Source organism: Cyclobacterium xiamenense, from assembly GCF_009467825.1.
Taxonomy (GTDB): Bacteria; Bacteroidota; Bacteroidia; order Cytophagales; family Cyclobacteriaceae; genus Cyclobacterium; species Cyclobacterium xiamenense.
In genome coordinates, this window is record NZ_WIOK01000011.1 from 90,461 (window position 1) to 110,230 (window position 19,770).

The following is a 19,770-nucleotide window of genomic DNA, read 5'->3' on the forward strand; positions in this document are numbered from 1 at the left end:
GAATTTGAATCAACCTATGAATTTAAGTAAAAACCTATTGACCCTGATTGGGGTAACGTATTTAGTTGTCTCCTGTGGAGACAGTTCTTCCATGAAGGGGGACGAGTATTACAGCGATGGCCAATACGAGGAAGCGATCGTTGCCTATGCAAGTTATTTGGAAAAAAAGCCAGGCAATGTGAAGGCCCTTTACAATAAGGGGCGAGCCCATGAGGAATTGGCCGAGTTCAAAGAAGCGGAAACGAGTTTCAAGGCGGCACTTGAACAAGAGCCTAAAAACATACAGGTACTGCTTAGCCTGTCCAATTTGTACCACCGAAACGGAAATCCTGAATTAGCACTCATGTATGCAGACAATGCGGTGGAAATATCCGGGGCACCTTCCATGGCTTATTTTTTAAAGGCCAGGTCCATGCACCGCATAGGAAATGTAAAGGAGGCATTGCGCGAGTATAACGCGGCGATAAAAATGAGTCCAAAAAACGGGCAATACTTTTACTACCGGGGAATGTTATATGCGGCTACTGAGGATATGGCTAAAGCTTGCAGTGATTTTAAGACGGCCTTGGAGAACGGGTACGAGGAAGCACAGGCATCCATTGCAACGTACTGCCCCTAATGATCGGAATGACTGCTCCCTTATTGCCCGATTAAGGGGCGGTAAAAGTCGCGGCTTCTTCCGTATGTACGTGGTCGCATACCGTTTCCGAGCCGATCGTCCCATTCCCGCCACAGGTGGGACAGTCGCCATGTTCGAGCAGGCTTCCTTCGCATTGCGTACAGGTAAGTCTTCCCTGGCCCTTACACCGTTCACATTCGAAGTATTCCACAATATTGAATACGTTCTTTTTGGTCACCATTCCGTCTCCAGCACAACGGCTGCAGCCGATGATCCCCCTGCCTCGGCATAGCGAACAGGCCTGATCGGTGTGTCCTTCTCCATCGCAGGTTGTACAGGTAGCATAGCGATATCCTTTCGCATCGCAGAGATTGCAGGCTTTTATGGCCGCAAGGGGGGACTCAAGCTTCTGCAACAAATCTCTTGCTTCGCTGTAATGTTCTCCCTTAAAACCGTTTAGGTCCAGGTATTTCCTGACAAAGTTTTCGCTATTATGGTACTGTCCTAGCTGGTAGAGGGTTTCCGCAAAATGGAAGGGCATTTCAGGCGGTATGGGCAGGTTACTGGCAATAAGTTCCCGAAAATGGCCATTCGCCTCCGTGTATTTTTCATTGGACATGGCTGCGAGCGCCATTTCCATAAGCCTTGCGGTGGACCCCAGGCTGGGTTGGTGCTGTGCCCAGGCGGTGATTGGCCCCAAAATAAGAAACAGTGCTAGCAGAAAATTTTTATAGTTATTCAAACCACTCGTCATAGGTTGCCTTTTTTTTCTAACTCTAATACCATGCTATCCGGAAGATGAAAAAAGCAGTCGATCCCGGAAAATTATTCTAAACTATCTACTGATGGGAGATAATCCAATAAAGGTCGGTTTGATTTTTCATTTTTTAACAAAAAGGCCAGCATTTTATACGAAGGGATGGTGGATATCGAAAAGCACCTTGAAAAAACAAACGGGTACCACCGCATCGATCTGTCCAAAACGTTTCGGTTTTTCTTTCGGTGTATTTTTTTTCGACGATTGGGCATGAAATTCTTTAAAAAGGGATAATTTTGAGATCATTTCAGACATTCACCAGTAAAATTGCGGAATCGTATGATAATCGGTGTAGTTGGCGGAGGTGCAGCAGGTTTTTTTGCCGCCATACATGCCGCATATTCCGGACACAACGTTATACTCTTTGAGAAACACCGGAAAGTACTTTCAAAAGTATTGATCTCCGGTGGGGGTAGGTGCAATGTTACCCAGGGAATAGCCAATGCAAACGAGCTTCTGAAGGGCTATCCCAGAGGGCGCCGTTTTTTGAAAAAAGTGTTTGCGCATTTCGGTACAACGGATACGCTGTCCTGGTTTGAGAATCGGGGTGTACCACTAAAAACGGAAGCCGATGGCCGCGTATTTCCAAAGAGCGACGATTCGCGCTCCATCGTATCTGCGCTTGTTAACGAGGCAGAACGGCTGGGGATACGTGTGGAATTAAACCGGGGAGTGGAAAGTGTCGAAGCATTGACGCCGGGTTTTCGGGTACGGGGAAAGGATTTTTCGGAGCGCTTAGACCGCTTGATTGTTTGTTCGGGAGGAAGTAGCAAACGGGAAGGCTATGGGTTTCTGGAAAAACTTGGGCTCAACCTGGTTCCTCCCATACCTTCCTTATTCACATTCAATACGCCGGAAACCGAATTGAAAAAACTTCGAGGGCTGAGTGTGCCGAGTGGGCACATTCGCTTTGAAGGAAGCAAACTCAACTATTCCGGCCCGATTTTAATCACCCATTGGGGCCTTAGTGGTCCGGCAGTTCTGAAACTATCTGCCTTTGGTGCCAGTTGGCTGCACGAAAAGTCGTATCAGGCCGTGGCCTTGATTCGCTGGGACGCGGACTTTACACCCGAGGGGCTGCTGCAAGCCTTGCAGGCATATAAAAGCAATCATCCCCGCAAAATCATTCACAGAAACCCGCTGTTTGGATTGCCCGCCCGGCTGTGGGGATTTTTGGCATCGGTAGCGGAAATCGAGGAGGAATTGAAGTGGGAAGCGGTCAGCAAAAAAAAAATAAATAAATTGATAGAAAATCTTTTCAAGTTTTCATTAAAAATCTCAGGAAAAACTACCTTTAAGGAAGAATTTGTTACTGCCGGTGGGATTGCCCTCGATGAAATTGACCCGAATACGCTAGAAAGCAGAAAATACCCGGGTTTGTTTTTTGCCGGGGAGGTCATTGATGTGGATGGGATTACCGGGGGATACAATTTTCAAGCCGCCTGGAGTACCGGATTTTTGGCAGGTAAATCGTCAACGATCGAAGAATTATGAATAAACCATTTAAGAATATCGATTTCCACAAAATTGAAGCCATGGTGGAAGACGATGAGGACTTCAAAAACCAGCTTTTGGAGGCCATTGAAATAGCCGTAACGGAATTGGAAGCCAGTTATCTCCGTGGAATTGAGGAAAAAAGCATGGCTATCATCAAGCAAGCACGGCACAAAATAAAGCCCACGTTGGGATTGTTTGATTTGGAGCGATTGGGAGTCTCCCTGGGGAATGGAAAGCGGCTCATGATAGAGCATGGATTTGGGGAAGGCATCGACGGCCATATACAGGAATTTCGGGAAGCGGTGCAGGCGGTTTTGGAAGAAGTGAAGACCTATCGGTGACGATCCTACACCGAAATGCGCCATTTCATCGCATCCCTGGCCTTCCTGTACGATGGTCCCTGCAAAAATAAAAAGGAATACCGGTCCGGTATAGTTTCCCTGAAAAGTAGATGAAATCAATTGCATCGGCTATATTTGTCGTGAACAGAGGGCTCGTTGCCTGCACGTGCCTGGAAAGGTACGTACCCGGTTTCTGGCTGGATTTAAACAGGATGTGTTGCGTATGAGCATAAATTTAATGATGGTTGACGATAGTGAAGTTGATACCCTACTCGTGGAAAACGCCCTTTTAACCGATTGTGAGCCCGTTGATTTTCAATCGTTTAGCGATCCGGAAGATTTTTTGGCCCATATTACCTCCGTTCCACTGTCGAATACCAGCCTGGTTTTACTGGACATCAACATGCCGAAAATTAACGGCTTTGAAGTATTGGAAAAAATCAGGTCTTCCCCGGCCTGGAATTTGGTCCCTGTCATCATTTTTTCCACCAGTTCCAACGAGCAGGATGCGCAAAAGGCCCTGCAGCTTGGTGCCAATGCCTATTTAACCAAGCCACTAAAAATAGACGATTACCAACAGATGATTCGCTCCATGCTTGCCTTTTGGAAATTCCATCGGCAATAATCTACTGATTTCTCAAAGTTTAGCCAAAACCATCGCAGAAACCTTGTCGCCAATTGACAAAGCACTGGTGGCGGCCGGAGATGGAGCATTGAGCACGTGTACCGCCTGGGCTGTTTCGTAAATCGCAAAGTCATCCAACAAGCCACCAAATTTATCGCAGGCCTGAGCCCGTACACCGGCGCCGCCTGCTTCGAGATCGGATTCCTGAATATCCGGAAGCAATGCCTGCAAAGCCCTGGTAAAGGCCTTTTTTGAAAACGAACGTTTGTACTCGCCCAAGCCGGTTTTCCAGTATTTGGCGGCCACTTTTTGCAAGCCTGGCCAACTCACCGCTTCGTAAAATTCCTTTAGGTTAAAATCGCTTTTTTTGTACCCTTCTTTTTTAAACGCCAATACGGCATTGGGTCCTGCTTCCACGCCTCCTTTTATCATGCGGGTGAAATGCACACCCAAAAATGGAAAATTAGGGTCTGGAACCGGATAGATCAGGTTTTTTACCAGGTATTGCCGTTCTTTTTTGATCTTGAAGTATTCTCCCCGAAAGGGGATAATGCGAATGTCAGGGGCTACCTCCTCATGCAAGGCCGCAATCTTGTCTGCGTACAAGCCGGCACAATTTACCAGCATCCTGGTTTGGATCTCTGAAGCCGAAGTAGTGAGTAAAATACTGTCCCTTAGATTACTTATTTTCAGCACCTTATTCCCTGTTAAAATAACGCCACCGAGTTGCTCAAATTCCCGGGCATAGGCAAGCGCAACAGCCTTGTAATCGACGATCCCTGTCTGTGGTACGTGCAGGGCACCTACGCCCTCGCAGTAGGGTTCGTACTCTTTTAATTCTTCACGTGTAATCGACCGGACCCCTACCAACCCATTTTGCAAGCCCCTATCCAATAACATGTTGAGTTGAGGCAACTGCTCTTTTTCCGTGGCAACTACTACCTTTCCCGTGATTTCAAACGGCACGGCATGGCGCTCACAAAATGCCACCAATTGCCGGTAGCCATCGATGCAGTTTTTTGCTTTCAGGCTTCCAGGTTTGTAGTAGAGGCCTGAATGTATCACCCCGCTATTGTTGCCGGTCTGGTGGCGGGCAACGGCCGGTTCTTTTTCAACAATCAAAACCGAGAGGTCGGGTCGGTGGGATTTCAATTTCATTCCGGTGGCCAGGCCGACAATGCCTCCGCCAATAATGGTAATATCGTATCGCATACTCCTTGTTTACGTCGAAAACAAAGATAAGGCTAGCAAGCCAAAATGTATCCATGCCTGCCCCGAAGTTGGATAATATTTTTACAAGCTCCCAGGCCTCACCAGTTTTCGTCTTCCGCTTCTCCCAGCTGCGTTCCCGATTCGGGTGGATTCCGAAACCAACCAGCCTGTTCCGGTTCAAAATCCAATGTAGCGCTTAGCAATCGTTCGTTGGTTTCCAAAAGCACCTGGTAGGTGGGATGCTGCACGTGTTTTGGGATCTTGCAGAGTCTGGGATCGTCCTTTTGTATACCAGAACCGGCGGTGAATAGAAAGGGCCAGAGGGTCTTGGAACAGGAATACCCGATGCGGTCTACCGGATAATGGGCCAGGTAAGCGCTCACTTTTTCGTTAATCTCCCTAAAAAACTGTTCGGATTCCCCCAGGCGTACTCGGGAACCTGCCCGGGATTTCCCCTTGGTTTTGAGGTATTTTATCTGGCTTTTTCCCTGCTTTTTCCGAACCATGTAAGCGCGAAAGACATGGTGGGAGAGATTGTTCCCGTTTTCAAAATAGCCGACTGCCGCGATTCCAGCTCGGATTAAAAACAGCACCCAATTCTTTTCCTCGGGAGTCGCGCGCTTGGATACCGGATCCCAGCTATAATTCCAGGGCAGGCGCAATCCACCGATCCGCGATCCTTCCTTGAGTAGCGAAAGCTTGTGCCGGGAAGGAAGGTATTCCAATTCCATATCGTGTTCTGCGGTCCATTGGATCCATGCGTTGATGAAATGAGGCTTGATGAATTGATGCATGCGGCTTGTGAAAAGGGTTGCATTAGCAGTTCTCCGACATTTCTTTTGATCCGGGAAAAAGAGATAGATTCGAAGCAATAATTTTCATTACCGGTCAATTTTACTATTTTTAATTCGCTAACCCAAAAATACGAACCGAATGAATATTGCCATGCTTGGTTCGGGCTTTATTGCCCGTTTTTACGCCACTACCCTACATGCCCAACGACGGAAGGACCGCATCCATTCAGTCTATTCCCGAAACCTGACCCATGCCAAAACCTTTGCTGCCGATTTTGGGCTGGAAAGGTACAGCAGCACGATGGACGAGATCATCCAGGACCCCGAGGTAAATGCGGTGATCGTTGCGTTACCCAATCATTTGCACGAGGATGCGGTACTGGCCTGTGCGGCTGCAGGAAAGGCCGTGCTGTGCACCAAACCGCTTGGCAGAAATGCAGCGGAGGCCAAGTGCATGCTGGAAGCCGTGGAAACCGCCGGGGTATTTGCCGGCTACCTGGAAGACTTGTGCTATACCTCAAAGTTTCTGAAGTCGCTGGCAAGCGTGAATGCTGGAAGTTTGGGCAACATTCTGTGGACAAAGTCTCGGGAAGCCCATCCGGGTCCCCACAGCGACTGGTTTTGGGACAAGGAACAGTCGGGTGGGGGAGCCATCATTGATCTGGGCTGCCATTGCGTGGAGATCGGAAGGAACTTTATCGGGAAAGCGATCCGGCCGGTAGAAGTGATGTGCTGGGCAGACACCCAGGTTCACCCCATTGATGCGGAGGATCATGCCATTGGATTGGTTCGGTATGAAAACGGTGCAATCGGCCAATTTGAGGTGAGCTGGACCTTCCGGGGGGGAATGGACCTGCGGGATGAGGTGATGGGAACGGAAGGCACCATCTGGCTGAACAGCTTTTTGCGCACGGGCTTCGAAATGTTCACCACCGGCAAAGGGGCAAATTACGTCGCTGAAAAGGCGGAATCCGACGCGGGTTGGCTTTTTCCTGTTGGAGACGAGGCGCACGAACTCGGTTATCCACAGATGTTTAGCGATATGTTTGATGCCATGGAACAGGGTCGGGAACCCCAGGAAACCTTTTACGACGGGTATGTGGTGAATGCGATTCTGGACGCTGCTTTTCTTTCCGCCAAAACTAAAAAATGGGAGACCGTGCAGTTGGAGGACTGGAGAGGTGCAGGTACGGTTGCAGTGGATAAGGACTGGGTCTCCTACAACGAAACGTACTACCTGATCAAAAAAGAAATTTTGCCGAATGGGGTGGAAAAAGTGATCCTCAAAGATAAGGTTACCGGAGAGATCCGACAGGAGACGGTGGGCGACTGACCACTTATACCCTTCACCAGCAGTCAACGTAATTTTCGCCGCTTTTTCCAAAAACAGCCGGACAAAAAGTTCGTAATTCTATATTTTAGTCTATTATTGCGCTTTAAAAATTATTTTAAGCTTGGGAGCAGGCAATTGGATGGATTGGCTGCTAATTTCGTATGGGAAAAAAAATAGGGAACGGTTGCTGCATATTGCTGGGGATTCTGCTAAGCATTCCGGTTTTGGGGCAGAAGATCAACGAGGACTACAAATTACATATCAAACGTGCGAGTTCGCCGGTAATCATAGACGGCATCGTGGATGAACAAGCCTGGAAAGATGCCGAAGTAGCCAAGGATTTTTACATGATCTTGCCCATGGATACCAGCTTTTCGCAGGTAGAGACGGAGGTGATGATGACCTTTGATGAGGAACGTCTGTATTTGTTGGTAATCAATCACCATGCCGTACCGGGACCCTACTACGTGGAATCCCTTCGCAGGGATTTTTCTTTTGGCAAAAACGACAATTTCCTACTATTTATGGACACCTTCGACGATCAAACGAACGGGTTCTCCTTTGGCGCCAACGCAGCAGGGGCGCAATGGGATGGCATCATGTACGAAGGCGGTAGGGTGGATTTAAGTTGGGACAACAAATGGGTGTCAAAAGTAAAAAATTACGAAGACAAATGGGTGTTTGAAGCGGCGATACCGTTCAAGTCCATTCGCTACAAAAAAGGCATACGGGAATGGGGAATCAATTTTAGTCGCCTGGACCTGAAGACCACTGAAAAATCTTCCTGGGCTCCGGTGCCCAGGCAGTTTCCTTCTGCCTCCCTGGCCTATACCGGCGTGCTGGTCTGGGAAGAGGCGCCGCCCGAACCGGGTATGAACGTATCGGTAATCCCCTATGTCATGGGAGGCCGGGTAAAGGACCACGAGGGTGGCCTGCCTACCGATTACCAAAACAGGGTGGGGGTAGACGCCAAAATCGCGGTCAGTTCTTCCCTAAATCTGGATTTGACGGTAAATCCGGATTTTTCTCAGGTGGAAGTCGATCGGCAGATCACCAACTTGGATCGCTTTGAATTATTTTTTCCGGAACGAAGGCAGTTTTTTCTGGAAAACGGTGATTTGTTCGCCAATTTTGGGTACGAGACCATCCGGCCCTTTTTCTCCCGGAGAATTGGCCTGAATGCCCCCATACAATTTGGTGCACGGCTAAGTGGAAAGATCAACCGGGATTGGCGGATTGGGGCCATGAACATGCAAACCGGACAGGTAGAAGAAACGTTAACTCCTGCGCAAAATTTCACCGTCATGTCCGCACAAAGGCGGGTGGGACAACGCTCCAACATCGCCGCTATATTTGTTAATAAAACATCCATGGGCGAACTTCCAGGCAACAATGGAGTCGATGCCGCTACAAACGGTGCCTACAACCGAAACCTGGGACTGGAATACAACCTGGCCTCTTCCAATAATCTCTGGACAGGGAAAGCCCTCTTTCTGAAATCATTTAGCCCCAATCAATCCGGGGAAAGCATGGTGCATGCAGCCAACCTTAAGTATGCCAGCGGGAACCTTACCTGGGAATGGAAACACGAATACGTGTCCCCCCAATACACGGCGGAGGTCGGCTACGTACCGAGAAACGGCTATTACCGGGTTAATCCCAACGCAGCGTATTTGTTTTTTCCCAAAAGTAAAAAAATACTGAACCACGGTCCTACAGTAAACACCTCCTTGTTTTACAACACGGGTTGGGAACAAACCGATAACATCACCGAATTGGGCTATACGATGCGGTTTCGAAGCCAAAGCACCCTGACGGCCCGGTATACCTATAACCGTATTTTATTGCAACAAGCATTTGATCCGACGAATTTTAGCGGAGATACCCTGGCAGCCTTTACCGATCATACCTGGAACTCGGTGGGGGTGCAGTACGTCTCCAAGCCCCAAAGTCTCTTTACCTACTCGATTTCCTCCCAGTACGGGGGGTACTTTGCTCAAGGCGAGCGGTTCAACCTTACGGGCGAAATTGGTTACCGGTTTCAGCCCTACGTAGGCCTTTCCCTTACTGGAAATTACAACCAATTGGACCTGCCTGAACCCTGGGGTGACACGCGATTTTGGCTGGTAGGACCCCGGGTGGATGTCACCTTTACCAACACGCTGTTTTTCACGGCCTTTGCCCAGTACAACGAGCAGATCGATAACATTAACCTCAACACCCGGTTTCAGTGGCGTTTTAAGCCAGCTTCAGACTTGTACCTGGTGTTTACCGACAACTACCTGCCGGCTCCTTTTTATGTCAAAAACCGGACGCTGGCTTTGAAATTTACCTACTGGTGGACCTGGTAGTCTTACCAGGGGTCTAAGCCCAGGAGTTTTTTGCCCAGCGGACTCAATTCGGCTCTGGAATATCGTGTCTGTTCCCAATTCCTGGGATCACCCGGAAAGGCATAGCCCTCGGGTGCAATCCGGTTTCTCCAGGAGGATATGCGCCAGTTTCGCAAGGCTTCGTCTTCGTTGGCTGCCGGCATCATGGTCAGGTATTGGGCCATCCGAACCTTGTTTTCGCTGTAATTGGGGCGAATGCCGTGAGGAAGCCTGCTATTAAAGATTAACAAATCACCTTCTTCCAGCCGTACTTTGGTAAGCTCAAACCCCGAAATGTCGGGTTTAAACCTGTCCCGGTCGGCCGGCTGGCTAACTTTCCAGCTGTCGTAGTTTCGGTACAATTCAGGTACACATTGGAAACCACCCACGTTCGGATCGGTTTGATCATTCAAAGCGACCAGCCCCTGCACGTTGTCCTGGCCCAACTCGGGGTCATAATCCCAATGGATAAATCCATTAAATTCAAAATCGGGACGGGCAGGTAGATTAAGGTTGGCACGATCGATGGTCACCCATAAATCCTCCCTTCCCCAAATATCCGTGAACGTTTCGTAGACCTTGGGGTATTGGCGAATGTCCCACAGGTACTGGTGATTGTAGATTTCCACCATGCCGCTGTTGGTGAGCTCTTTCATCTGCATCTCGCTCTTTGGGGAGGCATACCAGCTTTCGGGCTGGTTGGGGTCCATCTCCTCAAATTCCCACAAGAGGTCTTGCAGACGACGGGTATAACTTTTGGGAACGGCTTTTTTAATGATCACGTACCCGTTGTCCCACCAAAAATTCCAATCTTCATCCGTAAGTACCTTGAGTGGCCTGTGACGGAATCGATCGTTCAATGTGGCTTGTTTCGCGGCCGAAGTGGACGGATTTCCCGGAATATCTTTGTGTTTTTTCGTTATGGCCATGGCAAAATTTACTTATCTTACAGGCAGAATATAGCGTAAAATAAAAACACATGCAAGGAAATAACCCGAATCGGAAAGTCTTTTTAGATTTAATCTGCTTATTTCTCCATTAATGTAATTTAGTTTTACGATCGCTGTCACAATGCTTAGCTTGAACCATGATACCTACACCAACCCGTTATTTGGCTCCCGTTTTGTCAGGGCTCTTGTATTTTATGGCATTTTTGCCGCTAGTCGGATCGGTTTCGTTCGCACAGAGTAGCTCTGAAATATACCATGAGCTGTTACGGCTCCGTGAAACGAAGCGCGTATTGTATGTAGCGGCTCATCCCGACGACGAAAATACCCGCTTGATCGCCTACCTGGCAAATGGCCTGCACGCCGAGGTGGGCTACCTGTCCCTCACCCGGGGAGACGGTGGACAAAACCTTATTGGCAAAGAATTAGGCATTGAATTGGGCATGATCCGAACGCAGGAATTGCTCAAAGCCCGCGAAACAGACGGAGGAAAGCAGTTCTTTTCCAGGGCAATCGATTTCGGATACAGCCGAAATCCTGACGAAACACTTAGCAACTGGGACAGAAATAAACTCCTTTCCGATTTGGTTTGGGTCATTCGCAATTTTCAGCCGGATTTGATTATTACCCGGTTCAATACCACCCCCGGCACCACGCACGGGCACCACACGACCTCTGCCATCCTGGCGGCTGAGGCTTTTGAACGCTCGGGACAGGCCGATGCCTTTCCCGAACAGTTACACGAGGTCGAGCCCTGGTCTGCCAAACGCATTTTTTGGAACGCTTACAGCTGGGGAAGCCAATACGAGCCCAAACCGGATATACCCTACCATACATTTCCGGTTGGCGAATACAATGCGCTGTTAGGGACCAGTTATTCCCAGATTGCAGCGGACAGTCGCACCATGCATAAGTCCCAGGGCTTTGGTTCTACGGCAAGTATTGGCGAGGGAAAAGACTTTATCGAATTTGTAGGAGGAGAGCCGTTTGATTCCGATCCCTTTGAGGGCATTTCCGACCGCTGGCAGCAGTTGTCCGAAGGTCGGGAAATTTTGAATCGAATAGAGGAGTTACTAGAGATTTTCGATTTTGCCACACCCGCCAATAACCTACCCGAGCTGCTGGAAATTCGAACAATGCTGAACCAGGCTCAAGAAAACTTTCCCTGGGTCAGTGAAAAACAACGTCAGGTGGAGCAACTCATTTTGGACGTTCTGGGATGGAAGGCCTTGTTTTTGGCAAATAAAGAGCTATCGTTTCCATCCGACCGGATTAATGCACGGCTGATTGTGAATCAACCCGGCGACGAACGCCTTGAGTTGGACCATTTCGAAGTATTGGGTACCCGGTACCCGATCAACGCAGGTCTTTCCAACAACCAACCTGTCGAATGGGAGCAGGAATTGCGAATTCCGTCCACGCACCCGGTCTCTCAGCCCTATTGGCTGAAAAGTCCGGCCGAAGATAATCTCTACACCGTAGCCGAGCAAAATGCTATCGGGAAGCCTTTTAACGATCCGGCCGTTAGCGGAATCCTTCGTTTTCGGCTTTACGATCAGGAAATGGAAGTACGCCTTCCCCTTCAGTACCGGTACAATGACCAGGTCAACGGGGAAATCATTCAGCCATTTACACTGGTTCCAAAGATTTCTCTGGCAGTGGATCAGGAGAACGTCTTTTTGCTCGGACAGCAGGAAGCCCGTATCGGGGTGACGGTGTCTTTTGAAGGAGCGATCGAACCTGGTGCGCTGGGAATCGAAGGATTGGAATCGGGTGATTACACGGTACTGGATAGCCTGGCTGATCCGAGCAGCAATCTCCTATTTTTTAATGTCGCATTGAGAAACCCCAATGGCGAATCCAAATCACAGCATACCGTGTTTTACAAAACGAGGGAAGGGTCGGTCTACACGCAAGGAAAAAAGCGGATCGTCCATCCGCACATCCCCAATCTGACCTATTTTCCTGAAGCTTCCTTTAATTTAATTCGCCTCAACATGGATCTCCGGAAACAGACCATTGGCTATATTCCCGGGGCCGGGGACGAAATTCCGGATATTTTGCGAAACCTGGGCTATACGGTAGAAATTCTCGAAAGCGGGAACCTGGGAGGATCGGTATTTGGAAAGTACACCACCTTAATTGTTGGCATCCGGGCCTTCAACGTTAACCAGGGGTTGGCCAACCAAACCGCTGCCCTGATGGATTACGTAAAGCAAGGTGGCAACCTGATCGTGCAGTACAATACCAGTTCTCCCTTGCTATCCCGGCAGTTGGGTCCCTATCCGCTGGAATTGTCCCGAGACCGGATTACGGTAGAGGATTCGCCGGTTTCCCTGATCCTGAAAGACCATCCGGTATTGACGCAGCCGAACACAATTGAGGAAAGTGATTTTAACGGTTGGGTCCAGGAAAGGGGCTTGTATTTTCCCGGTAGTTGGGATGAAGCGTACCAGACACCCCTGCAAATGCAAGATCCCAACGAGCCTCCGACAAAAGGAGCGCTATTGGTAGCCCGTTACGGGGAAGGGACCTATACCTATTCCGGCATTTCCTGGTTCCGATTGCTGCCTGCCGGTGTACCGGGCGCAATAAAGTTATTTGTAAACCTCATCGAACAAGCCCATGAGTAAGGAGAGAGAATTCCGTCACTGGAACCGATTGTACTGGATGCAGGTAGTGGTTTTGACCCTGTTAATCGCGTTGTTTTACTGGTTGACCCGCGCTTTTTCATGAGCTACCTGGACTGGTCCGTCATGTTTGGCACCTTGCTGGCGATTGCTGCGTATGGTGTGTACAAAACCTATGGTCCAAAGGACATGGACAAGTACCTGCGGGGTGGGGATGATCTCAATTGGTGGACCATTGGGCTTTCCATTATGGCCACGCAAGCTTCGGCCATTACTTTTTTGAGTACGCCAGGACAGGCCTATGCAGATGGCATGCGGTTCATTCAGTTTTATTTTGGCTTGCCCGTGGCCATGATCATTATTTCGGTGGTTTTCCTGCCGATCTACTACCGGCTAAAGGTCTATACCGCTTATGAATTTCTCGAATCACGGTTTGACCTGAAAACACGGACCCTGACGGCGGGCTTGTTTTTGGTACAGCGGGGCCTGGCTGCGGGGATCACCATTTATGCACCTTCCATAATTTTGTCCACCCTGTTGGGATGGAACCTGACCATCACCAATGTATTTATTGGCATGATGGTGATCATTTATACGGTTTCTGGCGGTACCAAGGCCGTATCCATTACGCAAAAGCAACAAATGGCTGTGATGATGGGAGGAATGGTTTTGGCGGGTATCATCGTCATTCAACTGATCCCGGTAAAATTTACCGAAGCGCTGCACCTTGCCGGCAAGATGGAGAAATTGAACATCGTTAATTTCGAATTTGACCTTTCGGACCGGTATAATTTTTGGTCGGGGGTCACGGGCGCTTTGTTTTTGTTTCTTTCCTATTTTGGAACAGACCAGTCCCAGGTCCAACGGTACCTGAGTGGGCGCTCCCTTACCCAAAGCCGCATGGGCTTGATGATGAACGGGTTCTTGAAAGTCCCCATGCAGTTCGTAATTTTATTTATCGGGGTGATGGTCTTTGTGTTTTACCAGTTTTTTCAGCCCCCGGTCATCTTCAATACCATCCAACTGGATAAGCTCAAGCAAAGTGAATACGTCGAGCAACTGCAAGGCTTGGAGGAGGATTACAGCGAGGTATTTGCGCGCAAAAGTCAGCATATACAGGAATTGTTGGGGGCAATTGAATCGGAAGACGATCAGGAAGTTCGGCGGCAGCAAGCGCAGCTTGCGGAGCAATCCCAAAAGCAGGAGGAAGTACGCGATCAGGTGAAAGCCTTGATCGTCCAGCACGACCCGCTGGCAGAAACCAACGATACGGACTATGTGTTCATGCGTTTTGTCATGGATTATTTGCCCCAGGGTATCGTAGGGCTCTTATTTGCCGTGATTTTCAGCGCGGCGATGTCCTCTACCGCCTCCGAATTGAATGCCTTGTCGGCTACTACCACTATGGATATCTATAAGCGGTCCTTGTACCGATCCGGAAGTTCCCGGCATTACATGTTGTCCTCGAAGTGGTTTACCGCTCTTTGGGGCTTGTTTGCCGTGTTGTTCGCTACCTATGCTACCTTGTTTGAAAACCTGATACAGGCCGTCAATTTATTGGGTTCCTTATTTTATGGAACCATATTGGGTATCTTTTTGGTTGGATTTTTCTTAAAGTGGGTAGGGGGTAGAGCTGTATTTTCAGCGGCGATTCTTACGGAAGTACTGATTTTGTTGCTCCATTACTTCAACGGAACAACGGTATACGGTTGGGATATCGACGTGGGGTATTTGTGGTACAATGCCATTGGCTGCCTGCTGGTCATGCTTATTTCCATGCTGATTCAGCTTGGTACGGGCGCAGGGCCACAAGGAAAACCGGCGTTAGATAAAGAATAGAAGGTAATAAGAGCTGCCGGGGGTCGGCAGCTCTTGCTGTGGATTATTTTAGCGATTCAATCAATCGTTCGTTCAAGCCAATATAATCCGGATTGTTGGCCTCTTCGGCCATGTTCATGGATTTTTTGGCCGTTTCTTCAGCTTCCGCTTTCATACCCAGTTTGGCCTGGATTTTTGCCATCAAATGTACGGTGTAGTACTTCGGGTCTTTCTCCACCGATTTGCTGATCCATTCCAATGCGGTAGTTAGGTCTTTATCGTTGGTGAAATAGTAATTGGCCGCCTGAAAATTGAGACCGGGATTGTCGTTTTCCTGGTCGATCAGTAATTCTTTAATTTGTTTCATGACAATGGGATCCACTTCCGATTCCAACCGAAACCCAATCTGGGTCTTGTCCCAGGAAAGGTTTAATGTGGCTCCGGAATCGGTTAGGTCTGCAAATGCCATGGTCATGGTTTCCACTGGCTCTTTTAGCTTTTGGGCGGGTACTTGAATCCGTAAGGCGTCGTCGCTGGAATCGTAGCCCATGGCACCCCATAATTCGGTATTTTTGGAGAAGATCACGGTCCACTGACTTTTTCCAGGGATCGAATACAAGGCATATTTTCCTGCGGGGAGGGCTTGTCCGTTTACGGTTATTTCGGTATCGAATTCGAGGGTACTGGGATTATTGGCCCCGGTACGCCATACTTGTCCGTAAGGCACCAGTTCCCCAAAAATTTTTCTTTCCCGTTTTCCGGGACGGCTGTAGTCCAGGTGGAGTACTGTGAGTCCCATTTGCTGACTGATTTTGCTACTCGGGCTGGCCTGTGGCATGCTGATCTGCGCCGAGACAGAAAATTGCACCAATGACAAAATAGCGATTAGAAAAAGCATTTTTTTTGTTTTCATAGTTATTTTAATTTAGATTGTCTGTATGATTGCCTTGAAATTCAACTCGGGATTGCAGCCTGGGTTTACTTTACATTAACGGTTCTATAAATGTGGGCAAAGATAGTTAAATTGCAGGAATTACGTTGAAAAATTCAATATTCCTGCCCGGTATTCGTGTGTGTACGGTGTAGGGTTGCAGGAATTTTGGGCGATCATTTTTAACTTGTTTTATTTCTAACAGGATTATTCTTTCAATGGGACTAGCAATTGTTGCGCCAAATAAATCGGAAAAAGAAATCGCGAACTGGATCGCAGTTTTTAATGAGTTGGACCCGGGTATTGACCTTCAGGTGTATCCGGAAGTCGGCAGGCCGGAGGATGTGGAAGTGGTAGTTCTTTGGCAACACCCAAAGGGGATCCTCAAGAGATTTCCCCATTTGAAACTGATTTGTTCCATGGGCTCCGGGGTAGACCATATCCTGGCCGATTATGTGCCCGATAAGGTGCCGATCACCCGGATCGTGGACCCTCGGCTTACCTATTCGATGACCAATTACGTGGTGATGGGCGTTCTCAATTTCCACCGGCAAATCCTCCGCTACATTCGAGACAAACGGTCCAAAACCTGGGATATGAGCCAGCCCGAGATCCCGATCACGGTAGGCGTGATGGGAGTGGGTGAACTCGGGGGAGATGCACTCGATAAGCTTGCTGGCTTAGGGATTCCGGTGGTCGGATACGGCAACCGTCCCAAGGCCGATTTCCGGCACCCTTATTTTTACGGAGAACAATTGCAGGCCTTTCTAGACAAGGTGAACGTGCTGGTCTGCCTGCTTCCGCTGACGGAGAAGACGGAGGGTTTTCTAAACAGCGCATTCTTTCAGAAATGTACGCCGGGTACCTACCTGATCAACGTGGCCCGAGGCAAACACCTGGTGGAAGCGGATCTGATCCCGGCCATTGAATCCGGTCGAATTTCAGGAGCCTTACTGGACGTATTTCAGCAGGAACCCTTGCCCCCGGAGCATCCCTTTTGGACACAAGAGCAAATTACCATTACTCCGCATATAGCCAGTATTACCAACTACCGGGCTGCAGCCCCCCAAATTATAGAAAACTATAAAAATTTGCTGCAAAACAGACCCCTGATCAATCAAATAAGTAAGACACAGGGGTATTAAACCTATTGATTCTTTATGAAAACCTATACCATCCTTTGTCCTACCGACTTTTCGGAATGTTCGTTAAATGCGATCGAATATGCCGCAAAATTGGGTGAAAAATGGAATGCAAATCTATTTTTGCTACACGTTCCGGATAAGGAAGACTACGAGAAGCTTTTTCCGGGGGCTGCGCCGGGCGAAGGCCTTCAGACAGCCAAAAAAAAGCTAGAATCCCTGGTGGCGGCAGTGCGGGAAGAAAGCCTTTCCCGGGGCCTTAATTCCTGTAGCGGACTCCTAAAAGAAGGAAAAACCATCTCCACCATCTTAAACTGTGCCGAAGTTGAAGCGGCAGATTTGATCGTGATGGGCACGGAAGGTATCAATGAATTTAAGAAAAATTACATCGGCACCAAGTCAAGCAAGGTGGTGCAAAGCGCAGACTGCGACGTTTTTATCGTTCCCAGAAAAGTCTTTTTCAAGATCCCCAGAAAGGTGGTGTATGCTACCAACTACCAGGAAGAGGACAAGCTGGCCATTCAGCGCGTGGTGGGTTTTGCGAAAGTCTTTGATTCAGAGCTAGATGTCGTGCACGTAAGTACACGAATTCACACCATCGACAAGGCGCTCCATTTGACCATGGTGGAGGAAGTAGAACCGTTTGTTGCCATGGAAAAGGTGAATTTTGTCCTAAAATCCTACCGGGATGACCCTGGCCTGGGACTAGAAAACTACCTCATCACGGCAAAGGGAAACGTGCTCTTTACGCTGAGTAAAAAGAAAACCTTTTTTGAACAGTTGTTTACAAAAAATTTGTCAAAAAAAATGTCCTACTTCATCAACAAGCCGCTCTACGTGATCAAGCGCCTTTGATTTTTGATCGGATGAAATTTTTAAACTCCCTACGGGTGGCCTTGTCAGTCACCAATTTATTGAGTATCGCGAAAAAGTGCCGGATGGTGAGTGGTTTGGCCTTTTCTGGTTTCGGTTGAGAGTCGCTGCCCGGTAGGGACTGTTCGTTTCCCTTATCCGGCTGCCGTTGTTCCGGAGGCGTATAGCCGGTTAGTCGGTCCGATTTGGAAAAGCTCTGCCGCGCTGCACCCAGGTAGCCCAACTTTTCCTCTACCAACCCTTTATTATTCAACGATACTGCATCTTCTGGATCCATCTCAATCGCACGTTCGTAATCTTCGATAGCGCCTTTCAGATCGCCGATCCGGTCCTTGAAATAGGCCCTGCTGGAATAGCGGTACGGATTCTGTGGGTCCAGATTTAGGGCCTGGTCGAAGGCTTGCATGGCTTCTTCGTTTCGCCTCAATAAATGCAAAACCACCGCACGGTCACTAATAAAGGTAGTATTGTAGGGCTCAAGTTGTAGGAGCGCATCGAAATCAGCGATTGCCTGATCCAATGCGCCCAACCGGGACTGAATGCGCGCCCGGTAATGCAGGTGCTCGGGTAGCGGCCCCTCCGATTCAACGAGCTGATTAAAGACCTTTAGGGCCTCTTCAAATTTACCCTCCTTGTAATAGGCAATGCCAATTTCCAATGATTTCAATGTCGCTACATTTTGGTTACGCTATAGATACAAAAGTAAGGAAGGTATTGTTTCCATCCACCCTTGATAATCCTTTATTCTTTTTATATTTGAACTCTTATCGCGATATTTTTAATTCAGGTATGCCCAGTAAACCGGAAAGTATTCTCAAAGATCTGGAAGCAAATAACTTTGCACCCGTCTATTTTCTTCAGGGAGAAGAGCCCTATTTCATCGATAAAATAACCGGGTATATTGAAAACAATGCCCTTGCTCACCAAGACCGTGGATTCAATCAGATCATTCTTTACGGGAAAGAAACGAACATGGCTACTATTCTGACCAACGCCAAACGGTTTCCCATGATGTCTGAACGACAGGTAGTCATCGTAAAGGAGGCCCAGGCCATCCAGGATTTGGGCAGGGAGCAGGCCGATCAGCAACTGATCCATTACCTAAAAAATCCCCTTCCAAGCACCATCCTCGTTTTTGCCCACAAATACAAGGTCTTGGATGGAAGGAAGGCCCTGGCGAAAGAACTGGACAAGCGGGCCGTTTTTGTGAAATCCGATAAGGTACCCGAATACAAATTGGCCCCCTACATTGACGACTATGTCAAAGGAAAAGGGTTTACCATCGAGACCCGGGCCTGTCAGGTGCTTGCCGAGTCCATTGGTAACAACATGGAGGTGCTCACCAATGAAATCGATAAGATGCTTATCAATTTTGATGAGCCGGTAGCGATCAATACCGGGCACATTCAGCAGTTCATCGGAATCAGCAAGGACTTCAATAATTTTGAGTTGACCAATTCACTTAGCTATAAGGATGTACAAAAGGCGAATACCATCATTCAGTATTTTGCGCAAAACCCAAAATCCCACCCCTTGATTCCCCTATTAAGCCTGCTTTATTTGCATTTTAGTCGCCTGCTTCAGGTAAAGGCTAGTAAGGGAATGGGAGACCGTGAATTGGCCGCTGCGCTGAAAGTAAACCCCTATTTTATAAAAGAATACACGACTGCGGCAAAAAATTACCCCTTAGGCAAGATTATTGATATCATCGGATACCTAAGAGAGGCAGATTTGCGTTCCAAAGGTGTCTTAGCCAACAATCTGGACGAGTCACAAATTCTTAAAGAACTCATTTTTAAAATTCTACATTGATCCGAGCGAT

At 48.4% G+C, this 19,770-nt stretch carries 17 protein-coding genes; 11 read left to right on the forward strand and 6 right to left on the reverse strand.

Annotated features, from left to right (window positions below; translation table 11 throughout):
- Positions 1–16: 16 nt before the first annotated feature.
- A complete protein-coding gene (locus tag GCU44_RS10475) occupies positions 17–619 on the forward strand; it encodes a tetratricopeptide repeat protein (RefSeq protein WP_154856353.1) in 603 nt (200 codons plus the stop codon).
- A gap of 31 nt (positions 620–650) precedes the next feature.
- On the opposite strand, the gene GCU44_RS10480 is transcribed toward GCU44_RS10475, so the two are convergent.
- Positions 651–1,373 (reverse strand): outer membrane protein assembly factor BamD, encoded by a 723-nt coding sequence (locus tag GCU44_RS10480; RefSeq protein WP_241684903.1) that lies wholly within the window; start codon positions 1,371–1,373, stop codon positions 651–653.
- A gap of 342 nt (positions 1,374–1,715) precedes the next feature.
- Between GCU44_RS10480 and GCU44_RS10485 the strand changes: the two genes are divergently transcribed.
- From GCU44_RS10485 to GCU44_RS10495, 3 genes are all read left to right on the forward strand, one after another.
- Positions 1,716–2,930 carry a BaiN/RdsA family NAD(P)/FAD-dependent oxidoreductase gene (locus GCU44_RS10485; RefSeq protein ID WP_154856354.1) on the forward strand — a complete coding sequence of 405 codons (1,215 nt, stop codon included), beginning with the start codon at positions 1,716–1,718 and terminating at the stop codon, positions 2,928–2,930.
- On the forward strand, positions 2,927–3,274 hold the full coding sequence (locus GCU44_RS10490) for a hypothetical protein (RefSeq protein ID WP_092169656.1): 348 nt from the start codon (positions 2,927–2,929) through the stop codon (positions 3,272–3,274). Before GCU44_RS10485 ends, GCU44_RS10490 begins: the two co-directional genes overlap by 4 nt.
- A gap of 223 nt (positions 3,275–3,497) precedes the next feature.
- The gene (locus tag GCU44_RS10495) at positions 3,498–3,899 is read left to right on the forward strand and encodes a response regulator (RefSeq protein WP_154856355.1); all 402 of its coding nucleotides are present in this window, start codon (positions 3,498–3,500) and stop codon (positions 3,897–3,899) included.
- Between the two features lie 12 nt (positions 3,900–3,911).
- Here GCU44_RS10495 and lhgO read toward each other — a convergent pair whose 3' ends face one another.
- The gene (gene lhgO / locus GCU44_RS10500; RefSeq protein WP_154856356.1) at positions 3,912–5,111 is read right to left on the reverse strand and encodes an L-2-hydroxyglutarate oxidase; all 1,200 of its coding nucleotides are present in this window, start codon (positions 5,109–5,111) and stop codon (positions 3,912–3,914) included.
- Positions 5,112–5,209: 98 nt separating this feature from the next.
- Positions 5,210–5,905 carry a hypothetical protein gene (locus GCU44_RS10505; RefSeq protein WP_154856357.1) on the reverse strand — a complete coding sequence of 232 codons (696 nt, stop codon included), beginning with the start codon at positions 5,903–5,905 and terminating at the stop codon, positions 5,210–5,212.
- Between the two features lie 139 nt (positions 5,906–6,044).
- On the opposite strand from GCU44_RS10505, the gene GCU44_RS10510 reads away from it, so the two are divergent.
- Complete coding sequence (locus GCU44_RS10510; protein ID WP_154856358.1) at positions 6,045–7,238, forward strand: Gfo/Idh/MocA family protein; 1,194 nt, start codon at positions 6,045–6,047, stop codon at positions 7,236–7,238.
- Between the two features lie 161 nt (positions 7,239–7,399).
- Positions 7,400–9,589, forward strand: coding sequence for a DUF5916 domain-containing protein (locus GCU44_RS10515; protein WP_154856359.1), 2,190 nt, complete (start codon positions 7,400–7,402; stop codon positions 9,587–9,589).
- Positions 9,590–9,591: 2 nt separating this feature from the next.
- On the opposite strand, the gene GCU44_RS10520 is transcribed toward GCU44_RS10515, so the two are convergent.
- Positions 9,592–10,536 carry a phytanoyl-CoA dioxygenase family protein gene (locus GCU44_RS10520; protein WP_154856360.1) on the reverse strand — a complete coding sequence of 315 codons (945 nt, stop codon included), beginning with the start codon at positions 10,534–10,536 and terminating at the stop codon, positions 9,592–9,594.
- 158 nt (positions 10,537–10,694) lie between these two features.
- Between GCU44_RS10520 and GCU44_RS10525 the strand changes: the two genes are divergently transcribed.
- Positions 10,695–13,187, forward strand: a complete 2,493-nt coding sequence (locus GCU44_RS10525; RefSeq protein ID WP_241684904.1) for a PIG-L family deacetylase — start codon at positions 10,695–10,697, stop codon at positions 13,185–13,187.
- Positions 13,188–13,286: 99 nt separating this feature from the next.
- Entirely contained in the window at positions 13,287–15,023 is a 1,737-nt protein-coding gene (locus GCU44_RS10530; RefSeq protein WP_092169638.1) for a sodium:solute symporter family transporter, read from the forward strand.
- Between the two features lie 43 nt (positions 15,024–15,066).
- Here the strand turns inward: GCU44_RS10530 and GCU44_RS10535 are convergent, their stop codons facing one another.
- Positions 15,067–15,915, reverse strand: a complete 849-nt coding sequence (locus GCU44_RS10535; protein ID WP_092169635.1) for a DUF2911 domain-containing protein — start codon at positions 15,913–15,915, stop codon at positions 15,067–15,069.
- Between the two features lie 236 nt (positions 15,916–16,151).
- Between GCU44_RS10535 and GCU44_RS10540 the strand changes: the two genes are divergently transcribed.
- Positions 16,152–17,078 (forward strand): 2-hydroxyacid dehydrogenase, encoded by a 927-nt coding sequence (locus GCU44_RS10540; RefSeq protein ID WP_154856361.1) that lies wholly within the window; start codon positions 16,152–16,154, stop codon positions 17,076–17,078.
- A 15-nt stretch (positions 17,079–17,093) separates the two neighbouring features.
- A complete protein-coding gene (locus tag GCU44_RS10545) occupies positions 17,094–17,930 on the forward strand; it encodes a universal stress protein (protein WP_154856362.1) in 837 nt (278 codons plus the stop codon).
- Here the strand turns inward: GCU44_RS10545 and GCU44_RS10550 are convergent.
- Positions 17,917–18,615, reverse strand: coding sequence for a tetratricopeptide repeat protein (locus GCU44_RS10550; RefSeq protein ID WP_154856363.1), 699 nt, complete (start codon positions 18,613–18,615; stop codon positions 17,917–17,919). The genes GCU44_RS10545 and GCU44_RS10550 overlap by 14 nt on opposite strands.
- Before the next feature lie 122 nt (positions 18,616–18,737).
- On the opposite strand from GCU44_RS10550, the gene holA reads away from it, so the two are divergent.
- Positions 18,738–19,760 carry a DNA polymerase III subunit delta gene (holA, locus tag GCU44_RS10555; protein WP_154856364.1) on the forward strand — a complete coding sequence of 341 codons (1,023 nt, stop codon included), beginning with the start codon at positions 18,738–18,740 and terminating at the stop codon, positions 19,758–19,760.
- Positions 19,761–19,770 lie beyond the last annotated feature (10 nt).

What these genes read in the sequence shown, in the direction of transcription:
- GCU44_RS10520 (WP_154856360.1), bottom strand. Translation starts at nt 10,536, where the DNA reads ATGGCCATAACGAAAAAACACAAAGATATTCCGGGAAATCCGTCCACT.
- lhgO (WP_154856356.1), bottom strand. Translation starts at nt 5,111, where the DNA reads ATGCGATACGATATTACCATTATTGGCGGAGGCATTGTCGGCCTGGCC.
- GCU44_RS10525 (WP_241684904.1), top strand. Translation starts at nt 10,695, where the DNA reads ATGATACCTACACCAACCCGTTATTTGGCTCCCGTTTTGTCAGGGCTC.
- GCU44_RS10475 (WP_154856353.1), top strand. Translation starts at nt 17, where the DNA reads ATGAATTTAAGTAAAAACCTATTGACCCTGATTGGGGTAACGTATTTA.
- GCU44_RS10540 (WP_154856361.1), top strand. Translation starts at nt 16,152, where the DNA reads ATGGGACTAGCAATTGTTGCGCCAAATAAATCGGAAAAAGAAATCGCG.
- GCU44_RS10545 (WP_154856362.1), top strand. Translation starts at nt 17,094, where the DNA reads ATGAAAACCTATACCATCCTTTGTCCTACCGACTTTTCGGAATGTTCG.
- GCU44_RS10535 (WP_092169635.1), bottom strand. Translation starts at nt 15,915, where the DNA reads ATGAAAACAAAAAAAATGCTTTTTCTAATCGCTATTTTGTCATTGGTG.
- GCU44_RS10515 (WP_154856359.1), top strand. Translation starts at nt 7,400, where the DNA reads ATGGGAAAAAAAATAGGGAACGGTTGCTGCATATTGCTGGGGATTCTG.
- GCU44_RS10495 (WP_154856355.1), top strand. Translation starts at nt 3,498, where the DNA reads ATGAGCATAAATTTAATGATGGTTGACGATAGTGAAGTTGATACCCTA.
- GCU44_RS10485 (WP_154856354.1), top strand. Translation starts at nt 1,716, where the DNA reads ATGATAATCGGTGTAGTTGGCGGAGGTGCAGCAGGTTTTTTTGCCGCC.
- GCU44_RS10505 (WP_154856357.1), bottom strand. Translation starts at nt 5,905, where the DNA reads ATGCATCAATTCATCAAGCCTCATTTCATCAACGCATGGATCCAATGG.
- GCU44_RS10480 (WP_241684903.1), bottom strand. Translation starts at nt 1,373, where the DNA reads ATGACGAGTGGTTTGAATAACTATAAAAATTTTCTGCTAGCACTGTTT.
- GCU44_RS10530 (WP_092169638.1), top strand. Translation starts at nt 13,287, where the DNA reads ATGAGCTACCTGGACTGGTCCGTCATGTTTGGCACCTTGCTGGCGATT.
- GCU44_RS10510 (WP_154856358.1), top strand. Translation starts at nt 6,045, where the DNA reads ATGAATATTGCCATGCTTGGTTCGGGCTTTATTGCCCGTTTTTACGCC.
- holA (WP_154856364.1), top strand. Translation starts at nt 18,738, where the DNA reads ATGCCCAGTAAACCGGAAAGTATTCTCAAAGATCTGGAAGCAAATAAC.
- GCU44_RS10490 (WP_092169656.1), top strand. Translation starts at nt 2,927, where the DNA reads ATGAATAAACCATTTAAGAATATCGATTTCCACAAAATTGAAGCCATG.